Raw genomic sequence first — 14,451 nt, 5'->3', positions numbered from 1 at the left:
CTGTTTTTATGATTCTATCATACTCTATCGATGGCATAATAGAAATTGGCCAGTTCAGATCAATTCCGGCAGCCTTTTCTTGGACAGGATACTTATAAGAAGGAGTTTATAAAAAGTCATTTTACTATAGGATGCACTTCTGGAAAAATTGAAGCGCGAAATGCCTCCAATAAGGGGTATAGGATGCACTTCTGGAAAAATTGATGTGCGAAATGCATCCAATGAGGGGTATAGGATGCACTTCTGAAAAAATTGAAGCGCGAAATGCATCCAATGAGGGGTATAGGATGCACTTCTGAAAAAATTGAAGCGCGAAATGCATCCAATAAGGGGTATAGGATGCATTTCTGGAAAAATTGATGTGCGAAATGCCTCCAATAAGGGGTATAGGATGCATTTCTGGAAAAATTGAAGCGCGAAATGCATCCAATGAGGGGTATAGGATGCACTTCTGAAAAAATTGAAGCGCGAAATGCATCCAATAAGGGGTATAGGATGCATTTCTGGAAAAATTGATGTGCGTATTGCATCCAAGAAAGAATTCGCCCATTCGAATCCAAATCGATTCAAAAGCCCCATCCATTTCACTGATCGAACCCACAAATCCACCAATAGGCCTTCCAAATTTGGGATAATCCTGTTTGCCTTACTTAAAAATACCAATATTGATTCCGCCCACCCGATTTTGCTGCATATAAAGCCTTATCTGCTTGCTTCATTAACGTTTTATGATCCCGACCGTCCTCTGGAAAAATGCTGATGCCAATCGAACAGGTAACTGCAATTGGTTCATCGGAGCCAATCGACCACGGCTGCTGCAGAGAGGCCAACATGGCAGCAGCAATCCCAGTGACCGTTTCCAAACTATCCATACGGAAAAGCAGGATGGCGAACTCATCACCGCCCATTCTGAACAGAGACGCCTCCGCAGGAAGGACATCCTGAATGCGAGCAGTCAATTGTTTCAGCAACTCATCGCCGGCATCGTGCCCCATCGTGTCATTTACCCACTTAAACTTGTCGCAATCGAGAAAAAACAAAGCAAATTTGCGCTCTTCAGCAGCCGCCTGATCGACGGTTTCTGTCAAAATTTTGTATAAAGCACGCCGATTCAGCGCACCTGTCAAGGGATCAAGATAGGCGAGGTCCTTTAAGGTCTGTTCATAATGCTTCCTTTCTGATATATCCCGAGACACCACAATATAATGGGTTAACTGTCCGGCTTGGTCAAAATAAGGATTGTAATGGGATTCCACATACAAGACATGCCCATTCTTGTGTTTTTTTCGATATTCCATCTTCACCAATTTCGGTTCGTTCATGATGCTGGTGAAAATTGCTGCGGCTGCCTCGCGATCGTCAGGGTGAATAAACTGGGGAAACTCCAGCCCAATTAACTCATTTGGATGGTACCCTAATTGGGTTTGATGGGAAGGGGAGGCATATTGAATTACACCATCCTTATCAATTAAGCGAATCATATCAGAGGAGTTTTCAGCAATCATCTGATAATTCTTTTCGATTTTCTTTCGCTCGGTTTCATCCCTTGTAATTGCGGCAAATCCGTAAATCTCCCCGTTCGCATCACGTAAGGGGGAGATTGAGACACTCACATCAATCAGTCTGCCATCCTTCCGTAAAAATTGGGCTTCCCATTGACGAATCGATTCTCCCGCGAGTAGCTGGACGCGTTGAAGCTCTTCCACCTTCCGGAGTGACTCTGGGATAATCGGCAACGGTTTTCTGAACAACTCCTTATTCTTCCAGCCATACATCTGCTCAAAGGCAGGATTTACATACTGGACTGTGCTATCCAAAGCTGTAATATTAATCGCGTCTGTTGTATAGTCCAAAACGGAGGCAAGTTTCTCCTCCAAATCAAGTAAAGAGGTTTTCAGTTTGTTATTTTTTCTGATAAAAAAGAAGCAGGCAATTACGGCCATCACCGCAAGGAAGAAGATGATCCAATAAGAAACATGAAATTCAAACATAATAAGTGATTTCCTTTACTTCACGTGTTTTAATAATTGCAATAGGTAAGTGAATTATAAACCGCTTCTTCTCCTTACACAAACAGGCACGAAGGTTATTGTTAAAATTGAATGTTCCACGATATAATGGTGTGAGTTTGTGCTTGAGAACCTATTTTTTATGAGCAGTGGGGTAGTATATGAAAAAAACAACTAAAGACATCATATTTATCATTATTGGAGCCTTTCTTTTTGCAGTAGGTGTGAATATATTTGTAATTCCGAACGAGCTTGGGGAAGGCGGGGTAACAGGGATCACGATTATTACCTACTATTTATTTGAGTGGTCACCTGGTTTAGTCAATTTAATTCTGAATGCCTTTTTGTTAATTGTCGGTTATAAATTTTTGAATAAGATCACCACAATTTATACGATTATTGCCGTGGTGTTTAATTCGCTTTTTCTTCATCTGACGGAAGGCTGGAGTATTGCATCTGATGAGTTGATGGTGAATGCTATTTTTGGCGGCGTTATTATAGGGGTTGGGATCGGCTTAATTATTCGGGTTGGCGGAACAACGGCAGGTACGACCATCTTAGCGAGGATTACTCATAAGTTTTTAGGCTGGAGTATTAGCTATGGGTTATTGTTTTTTGATTTAATCGTTGCTTTTTCTTCCTATTTTATTATTGGTGCTGAAAAGCTGATGCTGACGATTATTATGCTATATGTAGGTACAAAAGTGATGGAATTTGTGATTGAAGGCTTGAATCCGAAGAAGGCGATTACGATTATTTCTGATCATCCGAATGAGATCGCCCAACAAGTGACGACGTCTATGGACAGAGGGGTAACTGTATACTCGGGTCATGGTTATTATACAAAGACACCAAAGGAAATTCTTTATATAGTTATTAGTAAGCAGGAAGTAATAAAGTTGAAACGAATTGTTCAATCCACTGATCCGAATGCGTTTATCGCGATCCATGATGTTCGTGATGTGTTCGGGGAAGGATTTATTGATATTTCGAAAGCATAACCCTAGGTGTCCACGGATCTTTCCGTGGACCCTTCTTTTTTATAAGAGCTGCAGTAATATAGAATAAGATTGATAGATTTATTGGAAAGGGATTTTGGAATGAGGTTTTATAAGAAGGTAGTCGTCTTTGCCTTAGCAGGGATGGCGATGCTGCTATGTGGAAAGGTTTCTGTATCTGCTGCGACCGTGTTGGGTCCGGATGTAACCAATTATATTGCTTCTCGAAGTAATACCGTGTCCGTTGGTGTTTACGATGCAAATACAGGTCAAACCTATACATATAATCCGTCACAAACCTATCAGACCCAGTGCCTGTCACGCCTCGAATTTTCTTGTTTCACAACATAGTTCCACGTCGCCATTAATGGGGAATATCAAAAATTGGAGGATGGCCGCTGATTGAATAAGGTTATACGCTGATAGAACGGTGAAAAGCGCTGATTGAAACAAGTTATCTGCTGATAGAACTCTGTTATTGGGTGTTGAAGAAGTGAATCCTATTCCATTTATATACATCTAATGTCGTAAGTTTCTGAAAGGGCAGCCATATTTCAAAGTATAGCGGGGAAAGGTCTTTCCCTGCTTTTCTATTTATCCCTTGCGGAAGATACTCGTGTTGCCTTATTTGTTACTCCTGTCTGATTTATTTTGCTAATTGGCATTTATAAATTACGTACTATGAGGGCTATTCAGGCAGATCAAGGGAAACAGGAAAAGATAAGCTGAAAATGAAGCGGCAATTCAACATACAGTCTTATTAATAAAGCTTATAGTTAGCAGAAGAGCCAGCCTCTCTGTTTTTATTTTTCAGCAATTTGATAAACTAAATATGAAAGGTGTGATACAAATTGGATTCCATACATTTTGAAGAAATAACAAGCGAAACATCCTATATCGCTCTTGAAATCATCAATTCAAATCCGGAGTACAACCAGCTAGAGAATGGTAAGGAACGAAGAACACTTGAAGAAGTAAAAGAGGAGTTAGTAAATGGCAAAACAAAGAGCCTTTTTATTAAGCTTGATGATACTTATATCGGTATTATCGACTATTTACCATTGAATGAGAAAGATCAGAGTCCATGGCTTGGGCTGCTGATGATTCATGCAGATTATCAAGGGTTTGGATTTGGAAGGCTGGCCTATATCCTTTTTGAAAATGAGATGGCTGAAAAAGGATGTAAGGTTTTACGGATTGGCGTTCTAAAAGGGAATCAGAAGGCAAAAAGGTTCTGGAGTTCAGTTGGTTTTAAATACTTTAAAACAGCTCAATCAAATCGCGCAAATGAAGTGGATTGTTTTGAGAAAAAGTTACATTAGCCTAGTGAATGCCACGCCATCTAAACGGTTGGGAATGTCTAATAGATGGATTCTAATGGGCATTTTCAACTTTCAAACAGCTCGAAATGTCCTAAGAGATCACTTTTAATAGACCATTCCCACCTTATGTTCTTATTAAGCTTTATGAGGGGAAAACATCATTCTATTTTATGTAATCGTTCCTAACCGAATCGAAACCAAGAGAGAAAGTATAGAAAGAACGGCGATCTAGCCACAACCCCAATCCAGCCAAAATGACTATAAAATGTACCGCTTGCTGTTCCTCCGATACTTCCACCAAAATAATAGCAAAATAAAAATAATGAGGCTGCTTGAGCCTAAACTTTATTTTTAGGCAACATCTGTTTATAGATCAATGAGGTGGGGGGAGCCACCCTTAAATTCAAAGCGGAAAACGATTTACAGGTGATTGCTGTAGTATTGGAAAAATTTCTATTGCAAGTGAACACGAACGGTGTTAAACTGATAAAGTTGCTCTTTAAAAGAGTGGATAAGCAAGAATTAGAAAAAAGTTTTTCTTGTTTTTGTGTGCACGACATGATAATATATAAGAGTTGCTTTTGAAAACGCGATAGTCAATCTAAATCAAATGAAATTGATGGTTGATAGAATTTGAGAAATATGTTAATATAATTTTCGAACCGCTTTTTACGAGTGACTTTGTTCTTTGAAAACTAAACAAACAAAAACGTCAACAAACAATAAATTATTAGTTTCTTCTATAGAAACTAAGCCAACGTTTTAAATTATGAGCTAATCAACTCAACTTTTTTGGAGAGTTTGATCCTGGCTCAGGACGAACGCTGGCGGCGTGCCTAATACATGCAAGTCGAGCGAATCAATGGGAGCTTGCTCCCGTTGGTTAGCGGCGGACGGGTGAGTAACACGTGGGCAACCTGCCTGTAAGACTGGGATAACTTCGGGAAACCGGAGCTAATACCGGATAATTCTTTTCCTCTCATGAGGAAAAGCTGAAAGTCGGTTTCGGCTGACACTTACAGATGGGCCCGCGGCGCATTAGCTAGTTGGTGAGGTAACGGCTCACCAAGGCGACGATGCGTAGCCGACCTGAGAGGGTGATCGGCCACACTGGGACTGAGACACGGCCCAGACTCCTACGGGAGGCAGCAGTAGGGAATCTTCCACAATGGACGAAAGTCTGATGGAGCAACGCCGCGTGAGCGATGAAGGCCTTCGGGTCGTAAAGCTCTGTTGTTAGGGAAGAACAAGTATCGGAGTAACTGCCGGTACCTTGACGGTACCTAACCAGAAAGCCACGGCTAACTACGTGCCAGCAGCCGCGGTAATACGTAGGTGGCAAGCGTTGTCCGGAATTATTGGGCGTAAAGCGCGCGCAGGCGGTCCTTTAAGTCTGATGTGAAAGCCCACGGCTCAACCGTGGAGGGTCATTGGAAACTGGGGGACTTGAGTGCAGAAGAGGAAAGCGGAATTCCACGTGTAGCGGTGAAATGCGTAGAGATGTGGAGGAACACCAGTGGCGAAGGCGGCTTTCTGGTCTGTAACTGACGCTGAGGCGCGAAAGCGTGGGGAGCAAACAGGATTAGATACCCTGGTAGTCCACGCCGTAAACGATGAGTGCTAAGTGTTAGAGGGTTTCCGCCCTTTAGTGCTGCAGCTAACGCATTAAGCACTCCGCCTGGGGAGTACGGCCGCAAGGCTGAAACTCAAAGGAATTGACGGGGGCCCGCACAAGCGGTGGAGCATGTGGTTTAATTCGAAGCAACGCGAAGAACCTTACCAGGTCTTGACATCCTCTGACACTCCTAGAGATAGGACGTTCCCCTTCGGGGGACAGAGTGACAGGTGGTGCATGGTTGTCGTCAGCTCGTGTCGTGAGATGTTGGGTTAAGTCCCGCAACGAGCGCAACCCTTGATCTTAGTTGCCAGCATTCAGTTGGGCACTCTAAGGTGACTGCCGGTGACAAACCGGAGGAAGGTGGGGATGACGTCAAATCATCATGCCCCTTATGACCTGGGCTACACACGTGCTACAATGGATGGTACAAAGGGCTGCGAGACCGCAAGGTTTAGCCAATCCCATAAAACCATTCTCAGTTCGGATTGCAGGCTGCAACTCGCCTGCATGAAGCCGGAATCGCTAGTAATCGCGGATCAGCATGCCGCGGTGAATACGTTCCCGGGCCTTGTACACACCGCCCGTCACACCACGAGAGTTTGTAACACCCGAAGTCGGTGGGGTAACCGTAAGGAGCCAGCCGCCTAAGGTGGGACAGATGATTGGGGTGAAGTCGTAACAAGGTAGCCGTATCGGAAGGTGCGGCTGGATCACCTCCTTTCTAAGGATAATGCAGTCCTTTCGGATTGATAATAAGGTTGACGTTTCTTGTTTGTTTAGTTTTGAGGGAGCAATTCTCTCAAGACTTTTTTGTTCCTTGAAAACTAGATAATCGTAAGAAGAAGCAAAGTAAACATCGAGTAATCGCCATTTTAGTTTTTCTCTCTTATTGAATAAGAGTTATAAACCTTTTTAGGTTAAGTTAGAAAGGGCGCACGGTGAATGCCTTGGCACTAGGAGCCGATGAAGGACGGGACTAACACCGATATGCTTCGGGGAGCTGTAAGTAAGCTTTGATCCGGAGATTTCCGAATGGGGAAACCCACTGTTCGTAATGGAACAGTATCTTTACCTGAATACATAGGGTATAGAAGGCATACCCGGGGAACTGAAACATCTAAGTACCCGGAGGAAGAGAAAGCAAACGCGATTCCCTGAGTAGCGGCGAGCGAAACGGGACATAGCCCAAACCAAGAGGCTTGCCTCTTGGGGTTGTAGGACACTCAACATGGAGTTACAAAGGAACGGGGTAAATGAAGCGACCTGGAAAGGTCAGCCAGAGAAGGTAAAAGCCCTGTAGTTGAAACTTCGTTCCCTCCTGAGTGGATCCTGAGTACGGCCGGACACGTGAAATCCGGTCGGAAGCAGGGAGGACCATCTCCCAAGGCTAAATACTCCCTAGTGACCGATAGTGAACCAGTACCGTGAGGGAAAGGTGAAAAGCACCCCGGAAGGGGAGTGAAATAGTTCCTGAAACCGTGTGCCTACAAGTAGTCAGAGCCCGTTTATGGGTGATGGCGTGCCTTTTGTAGAATGAACCGGCGAGTTACGATCCCATGCAAGGTTAAGTTGAAGAGACGGAGCCGCAGCGAAAGCGAGTCTGAATAGGGCGTTTGAGTATGTGGTCGTAGACCCGAAACCAGGTGATCTACCCATGTCCAGGGTGAAGTCCAGGTAACACTGGATGGAGGCCCGAACCCACGCACGTTGAAAAGTGCGGGGATGAGGTGTGGGTAGCGGAGAAATTCCAATCGAACTTGGAGATAGCTGGTTCTCTCCGAAATAGCTTTAGGGCTAGCCTCACGTTGTTAGAGTCTTGGAGGTAGAGCACTGTTTGGACTAGGGGCCCTCATCGGGTTACCGAATTCAGACAAACTCCGAATGCCAAAGACTTATCCGTGGGAGTCAGACTGCGAGTGATAAGATCCGTAGTCGAAAGGGAAACAGCCCAGACCACCAGCTAAGGTCCCAAAGTATACGTTAAGTGGAAAAGGATGTGGAGTTGCTTAGACAACCAGGATGTTGGCTTAGAAGCAGCCACCATTTAAAGAGTGCGTAATAGCTCACTGGTCGAGTGACTCTGCGCCGAAAATGTACCGGGGCTAAACGTATCACCGAAGCTGTGGATTGACACCATTAGGTGTCAGTGGTAGGAGAGCGTTCTAAGGGCGTTGAAGCTAGACCGTAAGGACTGGTGGAGCGCTTAGAAGTGAGAATGCCGGTATGAGTAGCGAAAGATGAGTGAGAATCTCATCCACCGTATGCCTAAGGTTTCCTGAGGAAGGCTCGTCCGCTCAGGGTTAGTCGGGACCTAAGCCGAGGCCGAAAGGCGTAGGCGATGGACAACAGGTTGATATTCCTGTACCACCTATGAATCGTTTGAGTGATGGGGGGACGCAGGAGGATAGGGTAAGCGCGCTGTTGGATATGCGCGTCTAAGCAGTTAGGCTGGTGAATAGGAAAATCCGTTCACCGTGAAGGCTGAGCTGTGACAGCGAGGGAAATTTAGTACCGAAGTTCCTGATTCCACACTGCCAAGAAAAGCCTCTAGCGAGATTCAAGGTGCCCGTACCGCAAACCGACACAGGTAGGCGAGGAGAGAATCCTAAGGTGAGCGAGAGAACTCTCGTTAAGGAACTCGGCAAAATGACCCCGTAACTTCGGGAGAAGGGGTGCTCTTTAGGGTTCATAGCCCTGAAGAGCCGCAGTGAATAGGCCCAGGCGACTGTTTAGCAAAAACACAGGTCTCTGCGAAGCCGCAAGGCGAAGTATAGGGGCTGACGCCTGCCCGGTGCTGGAAGGTTAAGAGGAGGGGTTAGCGCAAGCGAAGCTCTGAATCGAAGCCCCAGTAAACGGCGGCCGTAACTATAACGGTCCTAAGGTAGCGAAATTCCTTGTCGGGTAAGTTCCGACCCGCACGAAAGGCGTAACGATCTGGGCACTGTCTCAACGAGAGACTCGGTGAAATTATAGTACCTGTGAAGATGCAGGTTACCCGCGACAGGACGGAAAGACCCCGTGGAGCTTTACTGTAGCCTGATATTGAATTTTGGTACAGCTTGTACAGGATAGGTAGGAGCCTGAGAAACCGGAGCGCTAGCTTCGGTGGAGGCGTCGGTGGGATACTACCCTGGCTGTATTGAAATTCTAACCCGCACCCCTGATCGGGGTGGGAGACAGTGTCAGGTGGGCAGTTTGACTGGGGCGGTCGCCTCCTAAAGAGTAACGGAGGCGCCCAAAGGTTCCCTCAGAATGGTTGGAAATCATTCGTAGAGTGTAAAGGCACAAGGGAGCTTGACTGCGAGACCTACAAGTCGAGCAGGGACGAAAGTCGGGCTTAGTGATCCGGTGGTTCCGCATGGAAGGGCCATCGCTCAACGGATAAAAGCTACCCCGGGGATAACAGGCTTATCTCCCCCAAGAGTCCACATCGACGGGGAGGTTTGGCACCTCGATGTCGGCTCATCGCATCCTGGGGCTGTAGTCGGTCCCAAGGGTTGGGCTGTTCGCCCATTAAAGCGGTACGCGAGCTGGGTTCAGAACGTCGTGAGACAGTTCGGTCCCTATCCGTCGTGGGCGCAGGAAATTTGAGAGGAGCTGTCCTTAGTACGAGAGGACCGGGATGGACGCACCGCTGGTGTACCAGTTGTCTTGCCAAAGGCATCGCTGGGTAGCTATGTGCGGACGGGATAAGTGCTGAAAGCATCTAAGCATGAAGCCCCCCTCAAGATGAGATTTCCCATAGCGTCAAGCTAGTAAGATCCCTGAAAGATGATCAGGTTGATAGGTCAGAGGTGGAAGCGTGGCGACATGTGGAGCTGACTGATACTAATCGATCGAGGACTTAACCATTTTATATTGGTTGAACTCGTTTTTACAAAAACTTCTTCTGCATTATCTAGTTTTGAGGGAATGAAACCTCAAATAAATAGTCTGGTAACTATGGCGAGAAGGTCACACCCGTTCCCATACCGAACACGGAAGTTAAGCTTCTCAGCGCCGATGGTAGTTGGGGCATGCGCCCCTGTGAGAGTAGGACGTTGCCAGGCTAAGCCCCTAATAGGGGCTATTATTTTGCCTTATTTTATAGTTGGCCCCTTGGTCAAGCGGTTAAGACACCGCCCTTTCACGGCGGTAACACGGGTTCGAATCCCGTAGGGGTCACCATATGGAGGATTAGCTCAGCTGGGAGAGCATCTGCCTTACAAGCAGAGGGTCGGCGGTTCGATCCCGTCATCCTCCACCATAAATAATTACGCCGGTTTAGCTCAATTGGTAGAGCACGACCGAATATGCTTCTTTGAAAAATCCTCAGCGTACCGACTGAGCTGCTGCTTGAATAAGCTTTCTGAAGTCGGGACGACGATAACAAAACAAGCGTGTACACACTAATGTTTTTTCTAAATTGTGCCGGTTTAGCTCAATTGGTAGAGCAACTGACTTGTAATCAGTAGGTTGGGGGTTCAAGTCCTCTAGCCGGCACCATAAAAAAATGCGCCCGTAGCTCAATTGGATAGAGCGTCTGACTACGGATCAGAAGGTTATGGGTTCGACTCCTTTCGGGCGCGCTATTATTTTTTTAAAACGGCGGTGTAGCTCAGCTGGCTAGAGCGTACGGTTCATACCCGTAAGGTCGGGGGTTCGATCCCCTCCGCCGCTACCAAATGACTTTGTGATTTTATATAAAATGGAGGAATACCCAAGTCCGGCTGAAGGGATCGGTCTTGAAAACCGACAGGCGGGTTAAACCGCGCGGGGGTTCGAATCCCTCTTCCTCCGCCATTAAATCACAAAACTTTATTGTTATTATCGCGGCGTGGAGCAACGAGCGTTGCTTCAATGAATAAACTGCGAGTTGTATCAATCGAGCTGCTGCTTGAATATGCTTGCTGAGATTGATACAGTTCATGTAAACTTTGAGCATGGGCAAAACTTTATTATTTTTACTATCGCGGGGTGGAGCAGTCTGGTAGCTCGTCGGGCTCATAACCCGAAGGTCGCAGGTTCAAATCCTGTCCCCGCAATATGGTCCGGTAGTTCAGTTGGTTAGAATGCCTGCCTGTCACGCAGGAGGTCGCGGGTTCGAGTCCCGTCCGGACCGCCATTTTTCTTCCAGTAGGTATCTACTGTTGAAATATAATTTTTTTTGGCTCAGTAGCTCAGTCGGTAGAGCAAAGGACTGAAAATCCTTGTGTCGGCGGTTCGATTCCGTCCTGAGCCATCTTTTTATTTGGAGGGGTAGCGAAGTGGCTAAACGCGGCGGACTGTAAATCCGCTCCCTCAGGGTTCGGCGGTTCGAATCCGTCCCCCTCCACCACCATGGCGGTTGTGGCGAAGTGGTTAACGCATCGGATTGTGGTTCCGACATTCGTGGGTTCGATTCCCATCAGCCGCCCCATTAGTAATAATGAGGCAGCATAGCCAAGTGGTAAGGCAGAGGTCTGCAAAACCTTTATCCCCGGTTCAAATCCGGGTGCTGCCTCCAAATCTTTTCTATGCGGGTGTAGTTTAGTGGTAAAACCTCAGCCTTCCAAGCTGATGTTGTGAGTTCGATTCTCATCACCCGCTTCACCTTTGGGCCTATAGCTCAGCTGGTTAGAGCAATCGGCTGTTAACCGATCGGTCGTAGGTTCGAATCCTACCTGCGGAGACATTTTATTTTAGGGAGAAGTACTCAATAGGTTGAAGAGGCACCCCTGCAAAGGGTGTAGGTCGGGTAACCGGAGCGAGGGGCTAATTCCGCCATTCATATAATGCGCCTTTAGCTCAGCTGGATAGAGCATACGCCTTCTAAGCGTACGGTCAGAGGTTCGAATCCTCTAAGGCGCGTATTTTTTACTTTAGGTAACTTAATAGTATCAAGGGTTTAACGACATTCGGGAAAATTAAAGGTATCCTAACCTGAATGAAATTCCGAAAAAAAACGTTAAGCAAATCAACTTTCAAATCATAATGTTTGGAGGTTTTTTTATTGCAAAAATTGATGGATTTTCGATGTTTCCATTAAAGCGGAGTAACGGTGAAAAGCGCTGATTGAAACAGGCTATCCGCTGATAGAACGGGGAAAAGCGCTGATTGAAACAGGCTAACCGCTGATAGAACGGTGAAAAGCGCTGATTGAAACAGGTTATCCGCTGATAGAACGGTGAAAAGCGCCGGTGGATCCTGTATCTCATTCGAGAGTTACTAGAGCTTTTTCACCATTGAACACAACTCAAATCAGATTAGGGATAGAAATAGATTATTCCTAATGACAGATTGTTCCATATGTATATATAATGAAGGTATCTGAAATTTTTAGGGGGATAAAAGTGGAGAGAAGTCGTGTTTCTGGATGGCTGTTTAGGAGTTTATTTGTTGCGTTGTTTGTTTTACTAGGTTCATATGTTGCTAGTAACCATGCACTTGCGGCGGGAGTGGTGGTAAAGGATTTACAGGTTTATCCAAAGGAAGTCAAAGTGGGCGATTCCATTAACATCAGCTTAGATGTAGGGATCGAGCCGGAGGAGGTTGCTTCAACTGTTTCCCTCACGATACGTGCAGATGATTATGGACAGACCTATCAAAGGGCAGCCTACTTGAAGTATGATGAGGCAACTAAAAAGTATGTTACTAGTTTAAAAGTAGAGGACTATCATGCAAAAGGGAATTGGAAGGTTAGCGAAATAACCGTCCATCTTAATGGGTCTAATTATTCTTTTAAAAATGCTGAATTGTTCCCGGGTGATGCCGCAGCAATCGATTTAGGAGCAGGAAATTTTTATGTCGATCCGGCTGGATATCAGCCACAATTAGGATCTGTGAGCATTGATAAGAATCAAGTTTCGTTTGGTACAACATTAAACATTTTGGCAACAGGATTAAATCATTTAGGAACGTACGACTCTACCAAGATTGAAGCCGTTTATCGCACCCCTCAGAATGAGTTACGGACGTTTCGATTAAGCGATTCCTCTAATCCACAAGTGGCTTCGATTATGATTGATCATTCGTTTGCGACGGGAACGTGGAAACTGGATCATATCCTGGTAACGGATCGGTACAATGCAAACTATCAATTTTTTTATAATAGCTTCTATTATAAAGAAGGAAATACTAAAGATTTTAGTAACCTTGATTTTACGGTAAAAGCAGCCGCGGGCTGGGTGGTAATCAACGGTGAGCGTTACTATTATAATGAAGCTGGAAAACCTGTAACCGGTTGGTTTACTATCAATCAGAAGCGTTATTATTTTGATGAGTCCGGTGTGATGGAGACTGGGTGGATTTTGGTCGATGATAATGAATACTACCTGAATGAAAATGGCGAAATGGTGGTTGGCTGGAAATTTATCGAGGATGGCTGGTATTATTTTTTACCGAATGGTGTGCTCGTGTATGACTGGCAGTATATTAATCACAAATGGTATTTTTTCGATGAATATGGCACGATGGTCACCGGCTTTGCGATGATTAATGAGGATGTCTACTATTTTAATCATGATGGAGCAATGCAATCGGGCTGGCAGCTCATTGAAGGGGATTGGTATTATTTCAAATCAGGCGGGCAGCTCGTCACAGGCTGGGTTTACTGGAACAAGAATTGGTATTACTTAGATAATGAAGAAGGATATATGGTAACGGGTTCTCATTACATTGGCGGTCAGTTATATATTTTTGATAAAAATGGTGTCATGGCTTCCGACGGCTGGAAGTACATTAGCGGCAAATGGTATTTCCTCCATTCGAGCGGTGCGGCAGCCATCGATTGGAAACAGGTCGGAGGCAAGTGGTATTACTTTGATCGAAATACGGGAGTGATGGCCACAGGCTGGAAATATCTTTCCATAAATCAAACACTTTATTTAGCGCCACCTAGTGCGAAAAGTTGGTACTATTTTAACGGCAGCGGCGCCATGACGACAGGATGGGTGTATCTCAGCGGCAAGTGGTACTTTCTCAACCATTGGGGCGGCATGGCAACAGGGATCCAATTCATAGGCGGTACCAAGTATTATTTCAAACCAAGTGGTGAAATGGCTGCGAAGGAATGGATTAATTTAGGGCCAAACAATAAATATTGGTACTATTATTTAGCCTCAGGCAAACAAGCTGTGGGCTGGCATGTGATTAATGGAAAACGGTATTACTTTGATAAGAATGGGGTAATGCAGTAGTTGCGGTGCCCGGCACGCCTTGAAGTTTGTTGAACATTGGGTGGCGGATGCCAGCTCACCTAAGGTTTAAAGCGGTGCAGCACGAAGGTGACACAGAGAGCATAGTTTCTCTGTGTTTTTTGTGTCCACTAAATTGTCAAAATATCGAAGTAGAGGCTGTCTACTTTGATGTTTGGGTGGATTTTGAGCACAAACCCCGATGTAGGAGCGGTCTACGTAGGGGTTACCTGGATTTTTAAGCCCAAACATCGAAGTAGAACTAATCTACTTAGATGTTCGCCTGAAATTGCAGTCCGAATCTAGAAGTAGAGCCTGTCTACTTAGATGTTCGCCTGAAATTGCAGCCCG

The 14,451-nt window shown here is 45.5% G+C and carries 5 protein-coding genes, 15 tRNA genes and 3 rRNA genes; 22 read left to right on the top strand and 1 reads right to left on the bottom strand.

Translation table 11 applies throughout. The features are described 5' to 3' along the window. Positions 1-650: 650 nt before the first annotated feature. Positions 651-1,991 carry a PAS domain S-box protein gene (locus FAY30_RS23020; protein WP_149872044.1) on the bottom strand — a complete coding sequence of 447 codons (1,341 nt, stop codon included), beginning with the start codon at positions 1,989-1,991 and terminating at the stop codon, positions 651-653. 179 nt (positions 1,992-2,170) lie between these two features. Between FAY30_RS23020 and FAY30_RS23015 the strand changes: the two genes are divergently transcribed. The 22 genes from FAY30_RS23015 to FAY30_RS22910 all read left to right on the top strand — a co-directional run bounded on the left by FAY30_RS23015 (position 2,171) and on the right by FAY30_RS22910 (position 14,103). Next, positions 2,171-3,010, top strand: a complete 840-nt coding sequence (locus FAY30_RS23015) for a YitT family protein (RefSeq protein WP_149872043.1) — start codon at positions 2,171-2,173, stop codon at positions 3,008-3,010. Between the two features lie 99 nt (positions 3,011-3,109). After that, on the top strand, positions 3,110-3,358 hold the full coding sequence (locus tag FAY30_RS23010) for a hypothetical protein (RefSeq protein ID WP_149872042.1): 249 nt from the start codon (positions 3,110-3,112) through the stop codon (positions 3,356-3,358). A gap of 500 nt (positions 3,359-3,858) precedes the next feature. Further along, a complete protein-coding gene (locus FAY30_RS23005) occupies positions 3,859-4,329 on the top strand; it encodes a GNAT family N-acetyltransferase (protein ID WP_149872041.1) in 471 nt (156 codons plus the stop codon). 789 nt (positions 4,330-5,118) lie between these two features. Continuing rightward, a 16S ribosomal RNA gene (locus FAY30_RS23000) occupies positions 5,119-6,668 on the top strand. 194 nt (positions 6,669-6,862) lie between these two features. Continuing rightward, positions 6,863-9,799: ribosomal RNA gene (locus FAY30_RS22995) — 23S ribosomal RNA — on the top strand. Positions 9,800-9,879: 80 nt separating this feature from the next. Continuing rightward, a 5S ribosomal RNA gene (rrf, locus tag FAY30_RS22990) occupies positions 9,880-9,996 on the top strand. The 16S, 23S and 5S rRNA genes sit together here with 15 tRNA genes alongside, the layout of an rRNA operon. 43 nt (positions 9,997-10,039) lie before the next feature. Further along, a tRNA-Glu gene (locus tag FAY30_RS22985) sits at positions 10,040-10,114 on the top strand. Between the two features lie 3 nt (positions 10,115-10,117). Continuing rightward, a tRNA-Val gene (locus FAY30_RS22980) sits at positions 10,118-10,193 on the top strand. Between the two features lie 163 nt (positions 10,194-10,356). Then, a tRNA-Thr gene (locus FAY30_RS22975) sits at positions 10,357-10,432 on the top strand. A 9-nt stretch (positions 10,433-10,441) separates the two neighbouring features. Next, positions 10,442-10,515: transfer RNA gene (locus tag FAY30_RS22970), tRNA-Arg, on the top strand. Between the two features lie 18 nt (positions 10,516-10,533). After that, positions 10,534-10,610, top strand: a tRNA-Met gene (locus tag FAY30_RS22965). Positions 10,611-10,636: 26 nt separating this feature from the next. Beyond that, positions 10,637-10,729: transfer RNA gene (locus FAY30_RS22960), tRNA-Ser, on the top strand. A gap of 168 nt (positions 10,730-10,897) precedes the next feature. Continuing rightward, positions 10,898-10,971 (top strand) — tRNA-Met (locus FAY30_RS22955). Positions 10,972-10,974: 3 nt separating this feature from the next. After that, positions 10,975-11,051, top strand: a tRNA-Asp gene (locus tag FAY30_RS22950). 44 nt (positions 11,052-11,095) lie between these two features. After that, positions 11,096-11,168: transfer RNA gene (locus FAY30_RS22945), tRNA-Phe, on the top strand. Between the two features lie 11 nt (positions 11,169-11,179). Next, positions 11,180-11,264: transfer RNA gene (locus FAY30_RS22940), tRNA-Tyr, on the top strand. Between the two features lie 5 nt (positions 11,265-11,269). Beyond that, a tRNA-His gene (locus tag FAY30_RS22935) sits at positions 11,270-11,345 on the top strand. A 13-nt stretch (positions 11,346-11,358) separates the two neighbouring features. Continuing rightward, positions 11,359-11,432, top strand: a tRNA-Cys gene (locus FAY30_RS22930). Between the two features lie 12 nt (positions 11,433-11,444). Further along, positions 11,445-11,515: transfer RNA gene (locus FAY30_RS22925), tRNA-Gly, on the top strand. Positions 11,516-11,531: 16 nt separating this feature from the next. Continuing rightward, positions 11,532-11,590 (top strand) — tRNA-Asn (locus FAY30_RS22920). A 112-nt stretch (positions 11,591-11,702) separates the two neighbouring features. Then, a tRNA-Arg gene (locus FAY30_RS22915) sits at positions 11,703-11,776 on the top strand. 482 nt (positions 11,777-12,258) lie between these two features. Beyond that, complete coding sequence (locus FAY30_RS22910; RefSeq protein ID WP_190284735.1) at positions 12,259-14,103, top strand: hypothetical protein; 1,845 nt, start codon at positions 12,259-12,261, stop codon at positions 14,101-14,103. Positions 14,104-14,451: the final 348 nt, after the last annotated feature.

It is taken from the genome of Bacillus sp. S3 (assembly GCF_005154805.1).
In the GTDB taxonomy this organism is placed as follows: domain Bacteria; phylum Bacillota; class Bacilli; order Bacillales; family Cytobacillaceae; genus Neobacillus.
The sequence above is the reverse complement of the archived record's forward strand: the minus strand, read 5'-3'. Positions and strand labels throughout refer to the sequence as shown.